A 21,263-nucleotide genomic window follows, 5' to 3' on the forward strand; every position below is an offset into this window, starting at 1 on the left:
GATGAATATTGATCTGGACGCAATCTTTGCGAATGCACCTTCACCCTATATTTTGCTCGATCCTGATCTTAGGATGGTGTGGGCCAATAATGCCTATCTTGACGTCACAGGGAGAACCCGTGAGTCCATTATCGGCCGCCTCATAACTGAGGAATTCCCAGCCCAGCCGGACTCTGTCTCTGACAAAATGTTGCGCGGTTCTTTCAAACGTGTGTTGGCGAACGGAAAACCTGATCATCTTCCTCTGATCCCCTACCCTATTAAGGCTGCGGATGGTCATCTTGTTGAACGCTTTTGGAGTGCGACACATACCCCCATTCTGAATGAGGAAGGGCGCGTCGAATTTATCCTGCAGAATACTGTTGACGTTACCGACCTTTATCATGGCCCACAGGCCGAAAACCCCAAAGACATCTTACGCAATGCAGGGCTTTTGCAGCGCGCCGAAGCAGTTGCATCCGAAAACCTGGAGCTTGGGAAGGCCACGGAATTCTTTCAATCTGCCTTCGACCAAGCTCCTGGTTTCATGGCAGTCTTGAACGGGTCGCAACACGTCTTTCAGTTTGTGAACCAGGCCTATACCGACTTGATTGGCGCTCGCGATGTTGTTGGCCTATCCGTGCGAGAGGCATTGCCAGACATTGAGGGACAAGGGTTCTATGAGATGCTTGACCAAGTGTTTCAGTCAGGCGAGCCCGTCTCGGTCAAGTCCATGTCAGCGATACTCCGCGCCTCACCCGACGTGCCGGCTGAGGCGCGCTTTGTTGATTTCATATTTTACCCCCTGAAGGACAACGTCGGCATGCCAATGGGCATCTTTGTCCAAGGCCACGATATAACTGATCAAAAAACCGCCGAAGCCGCGCTCACTGCTACTCGCGAAAAATTTAGAACGATGGCACAGACGATGCCAGTTCATGTCTGGACGGCCGACAAAGATGGCGGGTTGAACTGGCTAAATGTGCGTATCTACGAATTTACCGGCTACGCAGAGGGCGAGCTTTATGGAGCCGATTGGGGGCGTGTCGTCCATCCTGACGATCTGGGGCTAGCAGTTGAAAACTGGACCGATGCGATCCAGAAAGGCGAAGGCTATGAAACTGAATTTCGCATCCGGAAAGCCGATGGCAGCTTTCGGTGGCACCTTGTACGGGCAACCCCCTTGCACGCCAATGACGGGACTTTGACAGGTTGGGTTGGCACGAACACCGATATCGAAGACCGGAAAAATGCCGAAGCGGTTATTACCAAGCTCAATTCAACGCTTGAAGAGCGGGTTGAAAAAAGAAACCGTGAACTGGATGCGTTGAACGCGGAGTTGCGCCAAAGCCAAAAACTTGAAGCTATTGGTAGCTTGGCCGGTGGAATTGCCCACGATTTCAACAACCTTCTTCAAGTTGTGATGGGTAACTTGCAGATTGCGATGCGCAGTATGCCGAAAGATTCGACCATTCAGAAGCGATTGGATCAGGCTGTGACAAGCGTGAAGCGCGGGGCGACGCTGGCCTCTCAACTTTTGTCCTTCGCCCGCAAACAACCACTTGCCCCTGTGGTGATCAAGCTGGACCGCTTGATAGAAGATACCATAGAGATATTGCGCAGCGCCGTCAGTGAAGGCGTGGAGCTTGAGACCCGATTTGACGACAGTCTATGGAATACGAGCGTGGATCCCAACAGTATGGAGAATGCTCTGCTCAACCTCGTTATAAATGCGCGTGACGCGATGGACGGGAAAGGGAAGCTAACGATACATGCGTCTAATGAGGCGCTGGATGAAGCATTTGTCCGAACCCATCCTGACGTAAAAGCAGGCCAATACATTAGGCTTGCGGTTACCGATACGGGATGTGGCATGTCACAAGAAACCGCTGATCGCATATTCGAGCCGTTTTTTACAACCAAGGAAAACGGCCACGGAACCGGGCTCGGTTTGTCCATGGCTTATGGCTTCGCAAAACAATCGGGAGGTCATATGACTGTCGATAGCAAAATCGGTGAAGGCACCACCATATGTATCTACCTGCCCCGTTCTCTCGAAGCTGAACAGGTACAGCTGTCCAACGCTGATCATGGGCTAAAAGGCGGGACAGAAACGATCCTGCTTGTCGAGGACGACGACGACGTTCGCGAAACCGCGGTCCACTTGCTGGCAGAGCTTGGATATAAGGTTCTTCAAGCATCCAATGCGGAACGGGCGTTAGCTATTGTGTACGATGATCCTGCCATAGATCTCTTATTCACGGATGTCGTGATGCCAGGCACAATGAACGGGCACGAACTGGCACAACAGCTTTACAAATTGCGTCCTGATATACCCGTGCTGTTCACGTCTGGATTTGTACAAGATGTAGTCGTTCATGACGGTCGTCTGGTTGACGGAGTTCAGCTGATCAGCAAGCCGTACTCGCAGGTTGAATTAGCCCACAAGGTGCGGAAAGTTCTTGGATACGAAGGGGTTTCGCTCGCCGATGTTCCCGCAGAAATGACACTCGAAACCGATCAAAGCAGATCGGAAAGTATCACATGGACCGGCAGTCTACGCCTTCTGATCTGCGAAGATGATGCATTGATACGAATGGATATTTCGGACGTGTTGCGCGAAGCTGGGCATTGCGTTCTCGAGGCAGAAAATGCAGCAAGTGCGCTCGATCTTTTGAAAGCGGAAGATGTAGATGTGTTGATCACTGATGTCGGCTTACCAGATCGGTCCGGGGAAGAGCTCGCCAAAGACGCCAGGGAACTGAATAATGATCTGCCGGTGGTCTTCGCGACTGGCGGCGTCCAAGTAGCCTCTGCTGCGGACCTGGGAAACTGCAAAGTTTTGACAAAGCCCTTTGCCGACACCGATTTACTGGCCGCGATAGAAACTGTAGTACCAAAAAACCGCACTTCTGAAATGTAATTTTCTCTGCTCAGCCTCCGCTGGCGGGATGTTTCCGATGGGACCAAGCAGATGTCGGTTGTTGAACCAATCGCCCCAGCCGAGGGGGGCCATTTCCAGACCCTGCATGTTGCGCTGGAATGACAGCCGCAGAACTGATCCGGTCGTCGTAACACCTATCTGGTGTGAAACGTGTCTCAACGAATGGCAGCTTCGGAGGCACACCGACCAAATATCCCAAGTTGCGGCCTTTGTCAGTTCGCCTTATGTTCTAATGGATCATTTATTTCCTAAGAGGCCGCAAACAGTATGAGAACAACCCTAAGAAACAAGGCGGTCGCGGTCTGTAATGACAAGATCGCCAAAAAGGGAGAGACCGTAGGTCTTTCTTTCTACGCGTTTTTTGCCAACAGAAATGATGATCCAGCGTTGCTTATGGAAGCCGCCTAATGGTGGATCAAAACGCACGAACTGGATCACTTTGAAAAAGCGGTGAAAATTCGAGGTATGATCATTTCGGGTGTTTGACCAACAGCGACTTTGCCCGCTTAGCGGACCAACTTAATATACGAACACCCCCCTTTTCTTTTGCGGTTTCGGGGATGATCAGACCGCCGGAAATCTTTTCCTCTTCTTCGATACTGCGCACCAAGACACGGTCATGTAAGTGGCTGAATTTTATGGAAATACTTCTTTCAAAGGTTTCCGAGGTCAGGGTGGCACGCTTAGACTCTATTGGCACTCGCCATACCCGAGTGCCAATATTAGTGAGGCGGTTGCGCTGACAGACCACTGCAAGAGGGCCACGAACTATATTTCTTCGGGATTTTTCATTCCAAAGATCAGTTCCTTTGCTCTTGATCCCGGAGAGTTACTTCACCGTCTTACCAGAAATCGAAAGCGCAGGTTTTCCGGCATTAGAATTCGCAGTTGCAGAAACTTTCGGCTTCTCTTGTTTTGGTTTCTTCGCCTCTTTCTTGCTGTTTTTACCTTTAGCCATTGTCTGTCCTTCCAAAATGCAGCGATCTGGTGCCGTTGTGGCAGCAGCTTGACTGCGATCGTCCACCCGTTGCCCTGTCGAGCGGGGGATGGTGTTGACTTGATGGGGCTACGCCAGCGTGCCTGTTTTCTCAGCAGCTTCGTCGATCGTCCTTTGTTGCGCACGCGAAATGGTTGAGATTGGCGTTCCAAATATCGCATTTGCTGCAGCGTAATCCTGCGCCGTATCAATCTCTGTCCAGCTCAAACCGGTGATATCGAGCGCACGAAAGGCTGTTCCTTTCACCACCAACCGTTCATAGGCGGCCTCGTAGTAATCCTGAAAATGGTTTCTGCTCTCCATCATTTCAGTAAGTTCAGCAAAGAGCGACGGGCCTGTCTTGGCACTGATTTTCTCAATCCCGATCGATTCACCCATAGCCAATTTGGGATCAACCGATTTGCCTACTTCAAGGATCTGCATCTGGTCGTCGGTGATGACTTTGACCTCTTCGTCCTCAAGCGCAATGTTTTGATCAATGCACAATACGTTTGGATGGTCACTATCAATAAGTTGGCGTAAAATTTTCACATCAAACACCACGTCCGCGTCGAACTTGATAAAGTCGGCAGTGCCAATAGCTTTCGAGGCCAACATAAGGGAATAGCCTGTGTTGGTCTCGCGATAACGCTCGTTGATTACATAGGTGACGCGAATGCCTCGGAATGTCTTGTCGACGAACTGCTTGATCTCGTCCGCGCGATGCCCCAGCACCAATACGAACTGTGATATGCCGCAACTCAGACAATTGCGGAGCATCCGTTCCAGAATAACGGACCCGCCGACGGACAACAGGCTTTTTGGGCAGTTGTCGGTTAAAGGGCTGAGCCGCGAGCCGATGCCTGCGGCCAGAATGACTGCCATAGGCGGGCGATTGATTTCATTTTTCATTTCTGATGTCCTTTATAAGGCGAGATGTGGGGTGCTATTTTTGAAGGGCCAATTTTAGGTTTTCCCCGATGTTCTTGCCTCTTTGCCATGACTTGAAGATGCCCCAGAACAGCTGGCTGGCCGCAAAAACCCAAAGCATTGGGACGATTTGATCAAAGATCAGCGCTGCTGAGAGCATGAAGATGAACACACCTTCATCGAATGCGAGAACTTTGCGTTGTTCGCGCAGAAACCACTCAAAGTTGGCACGTGGGCCAAAGCCCAAACCCGCCAATTTTTCCACCTTTTTCGAACTCGCCATGTTCATCGGATAATCTGAGTCACAGGCCGTTTCGATTTCGAGTGCCACGTATTTGGCATATCCACGCAACCCGTAGAACGCGATGCCGATCATAGCGAGGAATACAGGTACAACGCTCTCGGTCTGAGCATAAGCGGCGTATCCGACGGCCCCGAACCACAACCCAACCTGCACCTGATCGGTCAGGCGATCATAATAACTACCTTGCGGTGAGGACACGCGGCGGTAGCGTGCCATTTGTCCGTCCATGCAATCTAGGATGTGGCTGAGATGGATCAGGAGTGCAGCGGCAATGAAACAAGCAGTACCACCGACAAGAATCCCAACGGTCGCCAACACAGCCACCAAAAAAGAGGCCGCCGTGATCCGGTTCGGGGTGATCCATCGCGCTTCCACAGCCCCATAATTGGCGAGAATGGCCAGCGGTGACGTAACAAACGACGACCACCATTCATCATTGCGGGTTTTTGTGGCCCAAAGTTGTGTCAACTTGCCTGTCATGACACCACCTTTTCTTGTAAACGTTTTGGCATCGGCAGCATGACTAAAGTTGCTCCTGTAGGCCTTACAGGTGCGACGAGTTCAGCCGCTTCGGCTTGCAACGCCAGCAATACGTCTTTGAGCGCGGCCAGAAAGAAGCGAATGTCGTAGTCGGACAACTCTCCGATGTTGCCGACCTGAAAGACCTTGCCCGCAAAGCACCCTTTGCCTTCGTAGATGATGATGGATTTCTCACGCAATCTGTCGCGGAGATCGCGCACAGCAATCGACGGCGGCACCCGTACAGTGGTCAGGATCGAACACATGTCCGCCTCCTCGATTAGGAAATCGAGGTTCAGCCTGCGCATGCCGACACGAAGCAGATTAGCTCGGGCCTTGATGCGTGCATAGCGTTTCATGACCCCTTCGCGCAGGATGTCCGTGAGTGCTTGCTCCAGTGCAAAGAACAGTGGAACAGCGGGAGTATTAGGTGTCTGAGTGTGGTGTTTCAGGAAGGCATAGAATGTAGCCAAGTTCAGGTAGGTCGTCTTTGCCGCATGGTGCTTCAGCCGTTTGAAATGTTTTTTCCGTCCAACGACAAAGGACAGACCGGGATAAGAGCCGATGGCCTTGGAACTGGAGCTGGACACAAAAGCGATATTGCACGCCTCCATATCAATCACTTCAGCGCCGACGGAACTGACACCGTCGACCACGAACAACGCGCCGGCCTCTTTGCAGATGGCACCGACCTCGGCCAACGGGTTCAGCATCCCTGAACAGGTCTCATGATGGACCATCGCGACAACGTCGATCCTGTGCGTCGACAGATAGGCGGCAACTTGGGCTGGATCGAATGGCGTGCCCCAGGGCATCTCAATCAGATGGGTGTGTTTGTTGTGGATCCGCGATGTTTTATGCAGGCGCCCCCCAAATTCACCGTTCGATAGGATCAGAATAGCACCCTTGCCCACGACAGAAGACAAGATTGCCTCGTTGGCCGCCGTGCCGGAACCCGTAATCACCACTGCTCGATACCGGGCTCGGTTTCTGATCTGAAACAGCGAGATTAGTTTATGTTCGATGCTACTCAGAAGGGCATCGAAATCAGGTTCGCGATGGCAGATATCTTCTTTACAGATCGCCGCGCGCAAGGTTTCGGCCACATTCACGGGGCCAGGTGTGAACAGTAGATACTTGTCTAACATTAGTCATACTCCAACAGCACCAAGACATGATCTTGGAGCCGTCACACCCATGATACGTCCGCGCGCGAGGGTCAGGCGGGGACATCGAGAGGGCATAAATCGAGTTCGAAGGCGCAGCCCAAAAGAGAGCTATCGTTGTGTTGTCCAAAAATTGAACGCTTATAGAAAAAATTCCAAAACGCCTGATCCCGGCAATAAGTGCGGATCAAGCATGTCCAACGTGCTGAAAATCAGCATCAGAACAGTATCGAAGCAATGTCGAAGGTCCCCAACGCGACCCTGATGGGATGGTGTTGGAATTTGACCGGAAACATCCGGTAGCAATTTTCAGGCATCCTGGTCTGCTAAGGTTGACCTTAGAGAAAAAGATCGCGCGCGTTGATGGAGCGCCTGAGGAATAAGCCGTATGGAAAAATCGGAAAGATAGCAAGGAGTAGATGCGACCGTGCGCTTCCGCATATCACGCCCCCTACCAAAGAACACCTATTTCGGAGACATGCGTGTTGTCAGGTCCCATGAAGGTGGTGCTTGACCCTGGGTGCCATGAAACTTACCCCATCTTACTCATGGTACACAACCGTCACCCTTTGGACTCATCAGTCAGACTTACGCCGCTCAGTGAACTTGTGGATCACTACGACGGCCTTTTGTGTGACATCTGGGGCGTTATTCACAACGGCGGGGCTGCCTTAAATGATGCCGTCGATGCGCTCTGCAGAACACGTGCGGGTGGTCGGTTTGTCATTTTGATCACTAATGCGCCGCGACTATCCAAAGACATCTATCCGCAATTGGCGCGTTTTGGCGTTCCGCGTGAAGCGTTTGATACCATCATTACATCAGGCGACGTCACCGCACATTTGGTTGCAAACCAACCTGACCTTCCGCTGTTCCACTTTGGTCCGGCACGGGATCAGTCCATTTTGGAGGGTTTGGCCAACCCTATTGTAGGGATATCAGACGCCAAACTGTGCCTGCTAACCGGGCCATTAGATGACACGATCGAAACTGTCGATATTTACCACAGTCTTCTCAAAGAGATGCGCGACAACGCTGTCGAGATGATTTGCGCAAACCGACTTGACTTGGTAGTTCGAAGTGGCAAACGCATGGTCATCTGTGCTGGTTCCATTGCGCAATACTACAGGCAACTGGGCGGCACGGTTATCTTTGCCGGAAAACCGGAGCCGGCAATCTATCGCGAGTCGCTGAAAAGAGCCGCTACGCTGATGGGGCGAGATGCCCTAAAGGGCAGATTGCTGGCCATAGGTGATGGGTTGCCAACTGATATCAAAGGTGCCGCTGACAACGGCTTTGATGCATATTTCGTTGCGGGTGGCATTCATGCAAAGGAGTTTGGCCCATTAAACGTCGCGGACAATGCGGTGAAAGCTGTGAGTAACATCAAGAACAGATTTATCGGACTTAACCTTGTCGGGGTTTGCGACCAGTTGGTTTGGAACTGAATAAACTGGATGCTACTCACCAAAACTTCATTCGTATCTTTGATAACCGTGTTTTCCTTCCGAGCATGAGAAAGATCCTTTCGTGACGCAGAAAGTTTAAGCTGCCAAAATGCTGCAGGATCCCCGAATTACATCACTGCAAAAGCTGCAGCACAGCGTTGAAGACGTTGGCGAATGGCCGGTTAGGGCCGATCTTTGCATCGCTGGATGCATCTAATAACGCCGATGCTAACCCGAAACAGGTAAACAGCCCCATACAGCAATCAAGAGAATACAGCATTTTGTGGTTGCCTTTTCGATGCGCTTAAGTGGACGGGCATGGGCCCATTCAGCGGCTACGGTTGTGATATGCCTGCAGAGCTGTCAGTTGGCCCCTGAAGAGGAGATTTTCTATGACCACCAAGCTCACACGCTCAACGGATGTTGAGCGTGTCGCCGAAATTCTGGGACTACCTGAAGAAATCAACGATTCCGCGTCACTGGAGGTCAATATTGAATGTGGTCTTCCAGCTTCATCGGTTGAGAAAATTTTAGCAGTAATGTATTCACGGCCAGTATTGGAGCTCATTCCCGAGCGAGCTTTTCGCAGGGCCAAATCTGAAAAAATTCCCCTCAGTAGAACAAAAAGTCAGATACTCTATGACTTTTCGCGCGCTTATGTGGTCGTAGACAGAGTTCATCAAGGCCACGGAGCTCTCGTGATGCGGTTTTTAGAAAAGCCTAATCCTGACCTTGGAGGCGCAGTTCCAATGGCATTGGCAATATCGAGCCCTGCTGGGGCGGACGCAGTAATCGAACTGCTCACCAGATAAGGCAACCGGCCCCATAGGCGCTGACGTCAGACACGCCATTCAGCTACCTTAAATGCTTCGCTCGATGGTCAGCTTCTGCTTCCGGAAACAAGCCGCGGTACATGGCAATCAGGGCAAGATCGGTTTGGGGCCGAAAGCTGCGGGAAGAAAATCACCGTTTTTTTAGCGTACAAATCAGATCTACCGGTGGGAGAATGGCACTGGCTTGATAGACCCATAACCTACGTAGAACGCTTTAACCAAACGTAGCGTTTACAAATCTGCCTGCAAAATCAGACAGACGTTAGACCTGTTTGAAACTTCTATGAGCAGTCACGCAAGCCAAGTCCTGCCAAAAATCGTGGTCCACATTCCTTATAATTCATTGATCTGTATAGGGACAGAAATGGGCCTACATCGTCCACCTTGGTTCGTATTTTAATGAGGATTATGCGCATTCTGGTATGCCTGCCGGTCCTACCAGAATCCCGGTTTTCCCGCTGTGATCTACGACGGGGGTCGGCCTTCACAGGCCGTGCTGTGCGAGATGCAGTTATTGAGCTGAAACAGCGTACTACCCCGCTTAGGCAGCCTGCTTGCCGGCATTTTCATCTGCCTTGATGGGGAGCGTTAGGGTAAAGCAGCTGCCTTGCCCGATGACGCTTGAGACACTTAGGTCACCGCCTTGCATTTCTGCCAGACTGCGCGAGATGGCGAGCCCCATGCCAGTGCCTCCCGCGCGACGGGTTGCGGATGAATCGACCTGATAGAAAACTTCAAAAATGCTTTGCAGCTCTGCTTCGTCTATGCCTGCGCCGCTGTCGTGGACCTCGAATTTGACGACATCACCGACGGGCTTCACCACCAGCCGGACAAATCCGGTGTCGGTGAACTTGATCGCATTGCCAATAAGGTTGAACAGGATCTGCCGCGCGCGGAACTTGTCGGCGAAAACCACGTCGGCCTCTTGGACCACGTCAAAGGCCAGCCCTTTCTTGCTCGACAAGGTATTGAGCTGCTCAATGACCGGATCGACAATATCCTGCACCGCGCAATGCGTAGGCTCGATGACCAGACTGCCGGATTCGATTTTGGCCACATCAAGAATTTCGTTGATGAGATGCAGCAGATGGTCCCCGGACTGGACAAGCCGGTTCATCAAGTCGGACAGCTGGTCGTACATCTTGTCCAGCAGTCGTTTGGCTTCCGCAGGGCTGATATCGCCGGCTTCATACCCTTTCAGCAGCGCTTTGGATGCGGATAGCATGCGCGCATTGCGCGACAGTTGGGCCACCCCCATGATGACCGTCAGCGGGGTGCGCAGTTCGTGGCTAAGCACCCCCATAAAATTTGTCTTTGCCTTGCTCGCGGCCTCTGCCGCGTCCTTTGCATGGCTTAGCTCGGTCACATCGACACGCAGCCCGACATAACTGCCATCGGCCAGCGGCCGATCCGACGCTTTGATCACCCGACCGTCCGCCAAATGTTGTTCAGTTTCAAGAGTTTGCGACTGGCGGTGAACCGCAAGCCGGCGTTCGATCCACTTGGCTTCGTCAAGCCGGCCCACCGGGAACTGCTTGCTGTTCACCCCACTCCTCAGCAACACTTCGAACGGTGTCCCGCTTCTCAGCAGTTCGCTTGGAAGGTCGTACATTTCTTTGTACTTGGAGTTGCTCAGCAACAGCCGATCCTGCGCGTCGAACATGACAAAACCATCGTTCAGCGCTTCGATGCCGCTGCTAAGCAACGCCTCGGCGCGTTTACGTCGCTCGGAGACCTGCAGGACATACAGCAAAGTCCCCAATAGCATGAGGCCTGCAATAGCGATCAAGGCCCGTTTTTGCCATTGATCCGGCGCGACCTTCGGCCAGCCGCCCTTGGTGCGCGCTTCCAACACCCACTCTTCGAAAAAGAGATCAAACTCGAGCTTGACGGTATCCGCATCCCTGAGGCTTTCGTCACCGTAGGTAAACAAAAGCGCGTCATTTGTGGGCTTTGCGTCGGCTGCCTGGATCAGCATATCATAGCGTTCTTCGGCTGCACGTATGCCAGCTTCGACCAGAAACTCTTGGTAGTCGAGCACGAGAGAGACAATACCCCAAAGCCGGCGTGTGCTTTCGTCGATCTCACCCTCAGTGACAGCATCAGGGGCGGGCCAGTATACCGGGGCGCGCAGGATCATCCCCTGACCGCCCTGCACAAGATCAACAGGTCCCGCCATCAGCTCGGTCCCAACAGATAGCATCCGCTCGATGCCCGGATATTGTTCTTCGTTGGTGCGGTAGTTCAGCCCCAAGGCTCCGGCGTTCGGCTCTAGCGGATGTATCAGACGCACCACAAGATCGGGCGCCGCTGCAACGTTGATTACGATGCCGTCGATTTCGCGGATGTTTTGAACCCTCAGTGAAAAATCCCTTTGGGTTGCAAAAGGATTCTCACCAATAAAAACCGCGAGTTCTCGTAATGCGAGCATCTTTTCATGGATGATTTGTTCAAAATTCTCGCGAATATCGAGCATTTCAAGGTGGCTTTTAGCCCGCAATTCATACGTGAATGTCTCGGACAAAAGCCGATCAATCCGGCCTGCCGCATAGGTAATGATGATCGTTGCGCTAAAAAATGCGAACAACGCCCAAGCGCCGCCAATATGCGTCCTTTTCGACATGCTATGAGGCAACCGCTTGTCCATATAGGGCGCAGCCAGGCTGCGGAATTTCTAAACGATCATTCTAGGGCGCAACAAAAACGAATGTATCGGGTTTATTCGCCCATGTCGCCTTCGCGCCACTGTGTTGCTGTCATGCTGCACATCTTAACCTGAGATAAACCCGCAATCCCATCCTCACGCGCCGAATGCTCAAATAAGCGACAACGCGCCCGACGCTGGACCGGACGCGCTAGGCAGCACCTGAACCGTCAGCATGCTAACTGCACAGGAAAGATCGCCTTGGTGTCGGCATATTCAATCATGCCGAACCCGCTGTGCGTGCGCCCTAGCCGCCAAAGCCCGTACGACCGCTGGCTCCCTTGCCAAAACCGCCGCGCGATTTCGCTGTGGCACGGGTCATTGGCGTTTTGCCCGCGGTTGTCGCGGGACGGGTGAACTGCGAGGTGCTCAGCTTTGCCGCGCCTTTGTTGCTGGAATAGGTGCTGGTGCGCGCCGCGTTGGTAAATTTGCCATCGGCTGTTTTGTACATCGGCTGGCTTGAAGCCATACCCGACCGCCCGCCAAGCATGTTCCCGATCAGATAGCCCGCCAGCAACGGCATAAAAATACCGCCCGACCCGCCTTGGGTCTGCTGAGCCTCTGACCCGCAGGCCCCCACACCGTGCTGTTCTTCGCAAACTTCGACGCTGTTATAGCGAGGGGCTGATTCAACGTGCAGCGTCTCGGCTTCGGCAAAGGCTGTCTCGCAATCAGCACCTGTGAAGGTTCCGCCAAACGACGCCTCGTTCTTGCAACTTTGCACGTCAGGGAACGCTGCGGCATCAATCTTTTCGTCGCGGCAGCCGGCAAGGGTAAAGGCGGTGGCCCCGATGATCGCGATGGCGACGCGTTTTGACCGTTTTGTCATGATGATCTGCTTTCTGCTGTACTGCGACGAATAAGGGAAGATGCTAACCGGAATACGGCGCAATGTAATGGGGTTTGAAACGCGACAAATCCTGCGTGATCCTAGTGCGATCCTCGCGCAGGCCGATCCCGACACATTCTTGCCCGATGATCCAAGCCCCGACAACCGGACGCATCCCGTCGAATGTCGGCAATGGCGCATAAGCCTGCAGGATGCGCGGATGTTCGGCATACTCCGTGTTGGTGGCGCTTTCGATGATCTGGCCGTTTTTCACAATCTCGATTGAAGCCCCTTCGCGCGACAGGATCGGTTTGCGCACATGAGCAAGCGTCAGTGCTTCGCGCGCGCGCTCGAATGCCTCGGCAGCGCGTCCCGTAACCGACCCGCGCCCCGCCATCGCATCACCGACATCGTGTTCGAAAAACGCTGGCAGCAGGTTCGGGTGGTCCTCGAACATCTCCCACAGCACGGGCAGCAGCCCCTTGTTGGACAGCAGCGCCTTCCATGCGGGTTCAAGAAACAGACAGCCCGATCCGGCGATGTGGTCGGCATAGTCATCGCGCAACAGGTCTTCCCACGGGTAGAGCTTGAACAACACGGCGATCCGGCGGTCTTCGTCATCCAGAAACTGCCCGTCATCGCTCAGTGCGATCTTATCGAGGTCGAAATAATGCGCCCCAAGTCCCGCCTCCCGGGCGGCCCATCCCATCGCTTCGACGGTGCCGTAGTCTTCGGGATTGCCCGCGACCGCCGTGAAATGAAGATCGCTGTCGGGTTCGAACACATCCGCAAACCGTGCGACCAAGGCTTCGTGGATACCGTTGAACTGGTCGGCCCCTTCGGGCAGCGTGCCTGCCTCAAGATGGTCCTCAAGCCACTGCCACTGGAACGCGGCACTTTCATATAGCGACGTGGGTGTGTCGGCGTTGTATTCTAGCAGCTTGGCAGGCCCCTGCCCGTCATAGGCCAGATCAAAACGGCCATAGATTTCGGGATCAGCCCGTTTCCAGCTGTCGGCGACGAGGTCGCGGTGACCTTCTGGGATCGCAAGCCTGTCCAGCAATTCTTCGCTGGTCAGAATATGGTCCACCGCCTCACGGCACATGCCGTGCAGCGCGGTTGCGGGGTCTTCGATGTCATTCTCGATCTGGTCGAGCGAAAACGCATAGGCCGACGTTTCGTCCCAATAGGGTTCGCCGTGCATATCCGCAAAGCTAAAGCCGACCTCTTTCGCATGGTCGCGCCAATGCGGCCGCTCTGCTATTTCGATCTTGTGCATCCGGCGAAACTCCCCCGCGAAAAACTACCGCGGGTTTAGTCGCTTTGCCCTCGCGATGCCAGTGTGCTTCGCCGATTGCAGCGCCCGCTTCTACGCAGGTCACAAAAACGTCAGACAGGGTTGGGAACAACCCGCGCGCCCAATCGTTGGACGGTCTACGCGATCGCTATTGCGGTGTCACCCATGACGCCCCGATCGGTATGGCGAAATGAATTGAAAGGCCCTCACACATGAAAATTCTCATGGTACTCACCTCCCACGACAAGCTGGGCGATACTGGCAACAAAACCGGTTTCTGGCTCGAAGAGTTCGCGGCCCCCTACTACGTCTTTAAAGACGCTGGCGCAGAGGTCACGTTGGCCTCGCCCAAAGGCGGCCACCCCCCGCTCGATCCCACCAGCGATTCCGAAGATGCGCAGACAGAGGCGACAAAACGCTTCAAGGGCGACGATGCTGCGCAAAAAGAACTGGCCAACACCGAATTGCTGTCAGGCGTATCGGCTGACGGTTTCGATGCGATCTTCTACCCAGGCGGCCACGGCCCGCTGTGGGATCTGGCCGAAGACAAATCCAGCATCAACCTGATCGAAACCTTTGCCGCCAGCGACCGCCCCGTCGGGGCCGTCTGCCATGCGCCCGCGGTGTTCAAACACACCAAAGGTACCGACGACAAGCCGCTGGTATCTGGCAAAACCGTCACCGGTTTCACCAACACCGAAGAAGAGGCCGTGGGCCTCACGGACGTTGTGCCTTTCCTTGTCGAGGACATGCTTAAATCCAATGGCGGCACTTATAAAAAGGGTGACGACTGGGCATCCTTCGTTGTGACCGATGGCAAGTTGGTCACCGGCCAGAACCCCGCGTCCTCCGAGGAAGCGGCGCATAAACTCCTGTCGCTTCTCTAAGATATCGCCCACTGCGCACAGCCCGTGCGCAGTGGGCAACTTATACCGCGACCAAAGTGCAAAGGACCAAACTAATGAACATTCTCGTTGCCGGCGCGACCGGCAAAACCGGCATCCGTGTCACCGAACAACTGCGAGAACAGGGGCATACGCCAATCGCACTGGTCCGGAATTCTTCTGACACCAGCGCGCTTGCCTCCGACGTGGTGCTGCGCAAAGGCGATCTGACCAACCTGACCTCCGACGCCTGCGAAGGCTGTGACGCCGTGATCTTTGCCGCAGGGTCCGGCGGATCATCTGGGCCAGAGATGACCGATAAGGTTGACCGTGACGGTGCCAAAGATCTTATTGATATTGCCGCCAAGTCGGGTGTCTCGCGCTTTGTAATGCTAAGCAGTGTCGGTGCGGATACCCCCGACCCCGACAGCGAACTTGCGCATTACCTGCAAGCAAAACACGACGCTGATGTGCACTTGCAGAATTCAGGCATGGAATACGCCATACTGCGCCCCGTCGCGCTGACGGACGATGCGGGTAACCGCAACATGATTTTTGGTGACGACGTGGACGTAAAAGCGAAAGCGGCGCGTGGCGATGTGGCAGCGGCGTTGGTCAAAGCGGTGTCCGACCCTGAATGGGAAAACAAAGCGCTATTGATGCAATCGGCTTAAGCCCCCAGGCGTTTTTGCTTCCCGCCCCCCCCCGCTAGCGCAAATGCATCGAAACGCCGCCAGAATTTTCTACTCTGGCGGCGTTTCTACGTTGAGATGTCCCGACCTGTTGCATCTAAGGAATTTGTGACACCTGCCCCCCTTGGCATCTATGGTCACCTCGTTTATCAGGCGCCTTCCCGGTCGCAGCCTACCCGGGTATCAAAACAAGGGTTAAGATATGAAAACGATTGTTGTCTGCTCCGGCGGATTAGATTCTGTGTCGCTTGCTCATATGGTGGCGGCACAACGCAAGCTGACGGGCCTGGTGTCCTTTGACTATGGCCAGCGGCACCGCAAAGAGCTGGATTACGCGGCACTATGTGCAACGCGCCTTGGCGTCCCGCACGATATCATCGACATGCGCGGCATTGGGGCCGCATTGACGGGCTCGGCGTTGACCGATGATATTGACGTACCCGACGGGCATTACGCCGAAGATACCATGCGCGTCACTGTTGTGCCGAACCGCAACGCGATAATGCTGTCGGTCGCTTACGGGATCGCCGCGGCACGTGGGGATCAATCGGTCGCCACGGCTGTGCACGGGGGTGACCACTTCATCTACCCCGATTGCCGTCCCGATTTCACCCAAGCGTTTGAGTTCATGCAATATATGGCGCTGGATGGCTATGCAGACGTGTCGCTTTACACACCGTTCGTCCACCGAACCAAGGCCGATATCGTGACCGAAGGGCAGCGCCACAACACCCCCTTTGCCGAGACGTGGTCCTGCTATAAGGGCGGCGCACATCACTGCGGGCGGTGCGGCACGTGCGTGGAGCGGCGCGAGGCGTTCGACCTTGCAGGCGTGACCGACCCCACCCAGTATGAAGACCCTGACTTCTGGGCAGAGGCAATCAAACGCAGGATCCTGTCCTGATGTTCACAATCACCAAAGAGTTTCACTTTTCCGCCTCGCATCAGCTATCACATCTGCCCGAGGATCATCAATGTGCCCGCCTGCACGGGCATAACTATGTCGTGGTGGTCGAACTTCGGGCCAAAGAACTGAACGCTGATGGTTTTGTTCGCGACTACGGCGAGCTTAGGCCGCTCAAGACTTATATCGACGAGACGCTCGATCACCGCCATCTTAACGACGTGCTCAATTTTGCCTCGACCGGCGAAAACATGGCGCGGCATCTGTATGAATGGTGCGCGGGCCGTTGGCCTGAAACCACAGCCGTCAAGGTCAGCGAGACGCCCAAAACATGGGCCGAATATCGGCCATGAGCCAGCTACGCATCGCCGAAATTTTCGGCCCCACCATTCAGGGCGAAGGCGCGCTGATTGGTGAGCCCACCGTCTTCGTGCGCACGGGCGGATGTGATTATCGCTGCCTGTGGTGCGATAGTATGCATGCGGTCGACCCCGCGTTTCGCCACGATTGGGCCGCGATGTCCTCTGATGCGGTCTGGCAGGAAGTTCAGCGCCTGTCGGGAGACGCGCCGTTAACCGTGTCGCTGTCGGGCGGCAATCCCGCAATTCAGGACTTTGCCCCGCTGATCCGCCTTGGCCATGAGAAAGGCTACCGTTTCGCCTGCGAGACCCAGGGTTCAATTTCGAAACCGTGGTTCGGCCAGCTGGATTGTCTCGTGCTGAGCCCTAAACCACCGTCGAGCGGTGAAACGGTTGACTGGGCCGCGTTCGATCGTTGCATCGTTGCTGGTGAAACCGCCGGCCAAGTGGTGATGAAGATCGTGATCTTCGATGACCCCGACTATGACTGGGCCCGCGACGCCGCCGCACGCTATCCCAAGTTACCGCTCTACCTGCAACCGGGCAACGATGAGGTTGACCCCAATGTCGCCGTCGATCCGCAGATGTTGGCGGATAAGCTGCTTTGGCTGGTTGATAAAACCATGGCCGACCGCTGGTTCACCCCGCGCCTTCTGCCGCAGCTACATGTATTGCTTTGGGGCAACAAACGCGGGGTCTGACCCGCATCAGGAGAATTTATGGAAACGATTTATAGCGATTTGCAGCAGCTTGGCGGAAAGACCGAGCTTCCCGCTTCACCTGAAGAAGCGATGCTTGAAAAGGTGTCAAACCCGCAAGCTGACGTTGACTATTGCGTCCGCTTCACCGCGCCCGAATTTACGTCGCTTTGCCCGATGACCGGCCAGCCCGACTTTGCGCATCTGGTGATCGACTACGTACCGGATCAGTATCTGGTCGAGTCCAAATCGCTCAAACTGTATCTGGGCGCGTTCCGCAACCACGGTGCGTTTCACGAAGATTGCACCGTCTCGATCGGTCGCCGTCTGGTCGGGCTGCTATCGCCGCGCTGGCTGCGCATCGGCGGCTATTGGTACCCACGCGGCGGTATTCCTATCGATGTATTCTGGCAGACCGGCGAAACGCCGAAAAATATCTGGATTCCGGACCAAGGTGTGCCGCCCTATCGCGGACGCGGGTGACGCGTTGGAGGCGAAAAAATCGTGCCTAGTTCATAAATGCCGCGTAGTGGATGCCCCGCTCCGCGGCATTTTTATGGGCGGCGTAAAGTCAATTTCTGGCATGAATAAAAAGCGTAAGCCATTATCATTATATGAAAATGGGACGTACCAGCCTCTGTCTGACGGTCAGCCGCTAAACAGACCTATCACCCGACGTAGCGTTAAGCGTTAGGCGTTAACGCTAAAGCATAATACCCTCTGGACAATGCACCTTTAAATTGCGCTAATATTTAGATAACTAGTAAATATTTACGATTACCCATTTTAATTTTTTGCCATTATTGATTGGCAAACATCTCAGGTGAAACATGATTTCAAAGCTCGTTCGGGCGCTTTCGCGCGTGCCGTGCAAACTTAATTTCCACAAATGGCGTGACAGCACGACCATGCCACAAAAGGTCTGCACGCGGTGCAGATGTAGGCGACAAACCTACGTCTGACAACGGCCGCGTCGTGAAAAACCCTATATAAACGCTCTGCCCCGTTGATATTTCGGACACGGGACAGGGCCATGGCTGAACACCGGGGCAGCAAACCTGTCCCGGTGTAGGCTTTCATTAGCCTTTCATCAGCACGTCGCCGAAGCTTTCGCGCAGATCACGTTTGAGCACTTTTCCAGTTGCGTTCCGTGGCAACGCATCCGTGAAGACGACGCAATTGGGGATCTGCCACTTGGCAATCTTATCCTCAAAAATCGACAAGACATCCGCCTCGCTCGGGTCCTGGCCTTCAGCCTTCACGGCAATCAGGATCGGGCGTTCGTCCCATTTCTCGTGGCGCGCTCCGATGACCGCAGCGTCGGCGATCTGGGGGTGAGCGATCGCGATGTTTTCCAGCTCGACAGAGCTGATCCACTCCCCGCCCGACTTGATGATATCCTTGGATCGGTCACGGATCGTGACGTAGCCGTCAGCGTCCATTGTTGCCACGTCGCCCGTGTCGAACCAACCGTCCTTGTTCAACGTCTCGCTGCGTGTCTTGCGGAAATAGCTATCAAGGATCCAGTACCCTTTGGTGACCAGATCACCCTGCGTCACGCCATCATGGGCGACAGGATTGCCTTCGTCATCAAGAATTTCGAGATCGACGCCGTAAACCGGACGGCCTTGGTTTTCGCGTAGCTTGTTCTGCTCTGCTGCGGGCAGCTTGCTGTGTTTGGCCAGCAACTGGTTGATGCTGCCCACGGGCGACATTTCTGTCATGCCCCACGCGTGGATCGTCTCTACCCCGTATTTCTCGCGGAAGGTGGTCATCATCGACGGCGGACAGGCCGATCCACCGACGACCGTACGCTGCAAGCTTTCAAGCTTGCTGCCGATCTTGGCTGCTTCGTTCAGCAGGCCCAGCCAGATGGTCGGCACGCCAAGCGCTAGCGATACATGGTTCTCATCAATCAGCTTTACCAGCGACGGGCCATCCAGACCCGGGCCGGGCATCACCATCGCGGCGCCGACCATCGCGCAGGCATAGGGCGCGCCCCAAGCGTTGACGTGGAACATGGGCACAACGGGCAGAACCACGTCTTTCGCGGTGATCGCGATGCTGTCGGCCAAGTTGATGCCAAAGCTGTGCAGCACGGTAGAGCGGTGCGAATACAGAACGCCCTTGGGGTTGCCGGTGGTACCAGAGGTGTAGCACAGGCTCGATGCGGTGTTCTCGTCCAGATCGGGCCAGATAAACTCGGGGTCGCCGCTGGCGATAAAATCGTCATAGAACTTGATGCCGGGCAGCTGCGCGGCGGCCTCTTCGTCGGTGCCTTCCATCAGAACGACATGTTCGAGATGCTCAAGCTTGTCTTGAATGCCTGCAATCAGAGGCACGAAGGTCTTGTCGATGAACAGCACCTTATCTTCCGCGTGGTTCAGGATATAGACCAGCTGTTCGGGGAACAGACGCGGGTTGATGGTGTGACAGACAAAGCCGCCGCCCGATGCACCAAAGTAGATTTCAAGGTGGCGACGGTTGTTCCAAGCGATGGTGCCGCAACGGGCTTGCGGGTCCAGACCCAGATTGGTCAGCGCCGACGCAAGCGCACGGGAATTACGCGCAACCTGCCCCCACGAGGTCTGCTCTAGCCCGCCGGTGGTCTTGACCGAAACGATCTCTGTCTCGCTGTGAAAACGTTGTGCGTGTTCGATCAAGCTCGAGATCAGCAGTGGTTTATTCATCATTTGGCCAAGCATGGCGCATCCTCCCATTTGTTAGTTGGCTGCAAAATGGACAAATCACCCCGGTCTTGCAAGCGCCCTCATTGCTGCTTACGCAGGGTTCTATGACAGTCATTTACCATACCCCGCTTTCCTCCGATCAACAGCGTGCCGCCGGTATGCCCACGCCGCAGCCGTTGGCCATGGCAGATCAGGTCCGGTTCTCTGATTTGGACACGAATAACCACGTCAATAATACCGTCTATTTCGAATGGTTCGAACGGTTGCGCATCCGGTACACGCAGTCGTTGGTCGAACGTGGGCTGATCGATAGCCCTGGTCCGCGCGTGGTGATCCGATCAGGGTCGATCCGCTATTTGCAAGAGATGCTGGAGCGTGAGAACTACATCGTAACCTGTCGCTGTACCAGCTTTCGCAACACCTCTTACGCGCTGGCGCAAGAGGTCTGGGTCGGCAACGAGCTGCGCGCGACATTTGAATGTATACTGGTGATGCTAGAGCGGGACGGCGCTGGCCGCTATCCCCTGCCCGACCGTTTGAAACAGTATTTTGAGCAGACGGAAAACGCCCGCCCCGAGGGATAACCGCTGCGGGTAAAACCGAGAAAAGGACCACATGATATGACCATCACCACGCGCCCGATGGAAGCCGCTGATCGCAGCGCTTGGGAAGATCTCTTTGCCGGATATGCCGCCTTTTACAAGGTCGATCAGACCGCCCAAATGCGCGAGACCGTCTATGGCTGGCTGATGGACGCAGACCACGGCAGCAAGTGCATCTTGGCGCAGGATGAGAACGGCACCATCGTTGGCTTTACCCACTACCGCCCGTTTGTCAGTCAGCTGCGCGCGATGACGAACTGTTTTCTGGACGACCTGTTTGTCAGCCCTCAGGCGCGTGGTACCGGTGCTGCCCAAGCGCTGATCAAAGCGGTAGAGGCGGTGGCGCAGCAAAAAGGGTGCGGTACCGTGCGTTGGATCACGGCAGAAGACAACTATCGTGGCCGCGGCGTGTATGACAAGCTGGCGACGCGCACGGGCTGGGTTACCTATGACATCAAAGTTAATGGGTAATATTCAGCGTCATGCGTGCGGATGGGGATGAGGG

19 protein-coding genes and 2 pseudogenes are annotated in these 21,263 nt (G+C 54.6%); 12 read left to right on the top strand and 9 right to left on the bottom strand.

Annotation, left to right across the window (positions count from 1 at the left end; all coding sequences use genetic code 11):
* Position 1 precedes the first annotated feature (1 nt).
* On the top strand, positions 2-2,902 hold the full coding sequence (locus tag ACVBAU_RS11350) for a response regulator (protein WP_448326412.1): 2,901 nt from the start codon (positions 2-4) through the stop codon (positions 2,900-2,902).
* Between the two features lie 288 nt (positions 2,903-3,190).
* Positions 3,191-3,409: pseudogene (locus ACVBAU_RS11355) on the top strand (DUF6500 family protein).
* Between the two features lie 52 nt (positions 3,410-3,461).
* Here the strand turns inward: ACVBAU_RS11355 and ACVBAU_RS11360 are convergent.
* From ACVBAU_RS11360 to ACVBAU_RS11380, 5 genes and pseudogenes are all read right to left on the bottom strand, one after another.
* Positions 3,462-3,563 (bottom strand): annotated as a pseudogene (locus ACVBAU_RS11360) (co-chaperone GroES); the annotation flags it as partial.
* Between the two features lie 189 nt (positions 3,564-3,752).
* The gene (locus ACVBAU_RS11365) at positions 3,753-3,881 is read right to left on the bottom strand and encodes a hypothetical protein (protein ID WP_302664654.1); all 129 of its coding nucleotides are present in this window, start codon (positions 3,879-3,881) and stop codon (positions 3,753-3,755) included.
* 108 nt (positions 3,882-3,989) lie between these two features.
* Positions 3,990-4,811, bottom strand: coding sequence for a phosphocholine cytidylyltransferase family protein (locus ACVBAU_RS11370; protein ID WP_448326414.1), 822 nt, complete (start codon positions 4,809-4,811; stop codon positions 3,990-3,992).
* 34 nt (positions 4,812-4,845) lie between these two features.
* Complete coding sequence (locus ACVBAU_RS11375) at positions 4,846-5,613, bottom strand: CDP-alcohol phosphatidyltransferase family protein (RefSeq protein WP_335744092.1); 768 nt, start codon at positions 5,611-5,613, stop codon at positions 4,846-4,848.
* Positions 5,610-6,758, bottom strand: coding sequence for a pyridoxal-phosphate-dependent aminotransferase family protein (locus tag ACVBAU_RS11380; protein ID WP_448326416.1), 1,149 nt, complete (start codon positions 6,756-6,758; stop codon positions 5,610-5,612). Before ACVBAU_RS11380 ends, ACVBAU_RS11375 begins: the two co-directional genes overlap by 4 nt.
* A gap of 668 nt (positions 6,759-7,426) precedes the next feature.
* On the opposite strand from ACVBAU_RS11380, the gene ACVBAU_RS11385 reads away from it, so the two are divergent.
* Complete coding sequence (locus tag ACVBAU_RS11385; protein ID WP_448326418.1) at positions 7,427-8,266, top strand: TIGR01459 family HAD-type hydrolase; 840 nt, start codon at positions 7,427-7,429, stop codon at positions 8,264-8,266.
* Positions 8,267-8,658: 392 nt separating this feature from the next.
* Positions 8,659-9,078, top strand: coding sequence for an antitoxin Xre/MbcA/ParS toxin-binding domain-containing protein (locus tag ACVBAU_RS11390; protein ID WP_448326420.1), 420 nt, complete (start codon positions 8,659-8,661; stop codon positions 9,076-9,078).
* 562 nt (positions 9,079-9,640) lie between these two features.
* Here ACVBAU_RS11390 and ACVBAU_RS11395 read toward each other — a convergent pair.
* From ACVBAU_RS11395 to ACVBAU_RS11405, 3 genes are all read right to left on the bottom strand, one after another.
* On the bottom strand, positions 9,641-11,722 hold the full coding sequence (locus ACVBAU_RS11395) for an ATP-binding protein (protein WP_448326422.1): 2,082 nt from the start codon (positions 11,720-11,722) through the stop codon (positions 9,641-9,643).
* A gap of 328 nt (positions 11,723-12,050) precedes the next feature.
* Entirely contained in the window at positions 12,051-12,632 is a 582-nt protein-coding gene (locus ACVBAU_RS11400; protein ID WP_448326424.1) for a DUF1190 domain-containing protein, read from the bottom strand.
* 43 nt (positions 12,633-12,675) lie between these two features.
* Entirely contained in the window at positions 12,676-13,911 is a 1,236-nt protein-coding gene (locus tag ACVBAU_RS11405; RefSeq protein ID WP_335744096.1) for a glutathionylspermidine synthase family protein, read from the bottom strand.
* A 230-nt stretch (positions 13,912-14,141) separates the two neighbouring features.
* Between ACVBAU_RS11405 and ACVBAU_RS11410 the strand changes: the two genes are divergently transcribed.
* The 6 genes from ACVBAU_RS11410 (at position 14,142) to queF (ending at position 17,949) form a co-directional block, all read left to right on the top strand.
* Complete coding sequence (locus tag ACVBAU_RS11410) at positions 14,142-14,816, top strand: type 1 glutamine amidotransferase domain-containing protein (RefSeq protein WP_448326426.1); 675 nt, start codon at positions 14,142-14,144, stop codon at positions 14,814-14,816.
* A gap of 74 nt (positions 14,817-14,890) precedes the next feature.
* Positions 14,891-15,487 carry an SDR family oxidoreductase gene (locus ACVBAU_RS11415; protein ID WP_448326427.1) on the top strand — a complete coding sequence of 199 codons (597 nt, stop codon included), beginning with the start codon at positions 14,891-14,893 and terminating at the stop codon, positions 15,485-15,487.
* A 220-nt stretch (positions 15,488-15,707) separates the two neighbouring features.
* Complete coding sequence (gene queC, locus ACVBAU_RS11420; RefSeq protein WP_335744098.1) at positions 15,708-16,409, top strand: 7-cyano-7-deazaguanine synthase QueC; 702 nt, start codon at positions 15,708-15,710, stop codon at positions 16,407-16,409.
* Positions 16,409-16,762 carry a 6-carboxytetrahydropterin synthase QueD gene (gene queD, locus ACVBAU_RS11425; protein ID WP_335744099.1) on the top strand — a complete coding sequence of 118 codons (354 nt, stop codon included), beginning with the start codon at positions 16,409-16,411 and terminating at the stop codon, positions 16,760-16,762. Before queC ends, queD begins: the two co-directional genes overlap by 1 nt.
* Positions 16,759-17,469, top strand: a complete 711-nt coding sequence (gene queE, locus ACVBAU_RS11430) for a 7-carboxy-7-deazaguanine synthase QueE (RefSeq protein WP_335744100.1) — start codon at positions 16,759-16,761, stop codon at positions 17,467-17,469. Before queD ends, queE begins: the two co-directional genes overlap by 4 nt.
* Before the next feature lie 18 nt (positions 17,470-17,487).
* Entirely contained in the window at positions 17,488-17,949 is a 462-nt protein-coding gene (gene queF / locus ACVBAU_RS11435; RefSeq protein ID WP_335744101.1) for a preQ(1) synthase, read from the top strand.
* Between the two features lie 596 nt (positions 17,950-18,545).
* Here the strand turns inward: queF and ACVBAU_RS11440 are convergent.
* Positions 18,546-20,171: a long-chain-fatty-acid--CoA ligase gene (locus tag ACVBAU_RS11440; protein WP_448326430.1), complete on the bottom strand. Its 1,626-nt coding sequence runs from the start codon at positions 20,169-20,171 to the stop codon at positions 18,546-18,548.
* 89 nt (positions 20,172-20,260) lie between these two features.
* On the opposite strand from ACVBAU_RS11440, the gene ACVBAU_RS11445 reads away from it, so the two are divergent.
* Positions 20,261-20,740, top strand: coding sequence for an acyl-CoA thioesterase (locus ACVBAU_RS11445; RefSeq protein ID WP_138923208.1), 480 nt, complete (start codon positions 20,261-20,263; stop codon positions 20,738-20,740).
* A gap of 36 nt (positions 20,741-20,776) precedes the next feature.
* On the top strand, positions 20,777-21,229 hold the full coding sequence (locus ACVBAU_RS11450) for an N-acetyltransferase family protein (RefSeq protein ID WP_448326432.1): 453 nt from the start codon (positions 20,777-20,779) through the stop codon (positions 21,227-21,229).
* Positions 21,230-21,263: the final 34 nt, after the last annotated feature.

It is taken from the genome of Sulfitobacter sp. M13 (assembly GCF_053474885.1).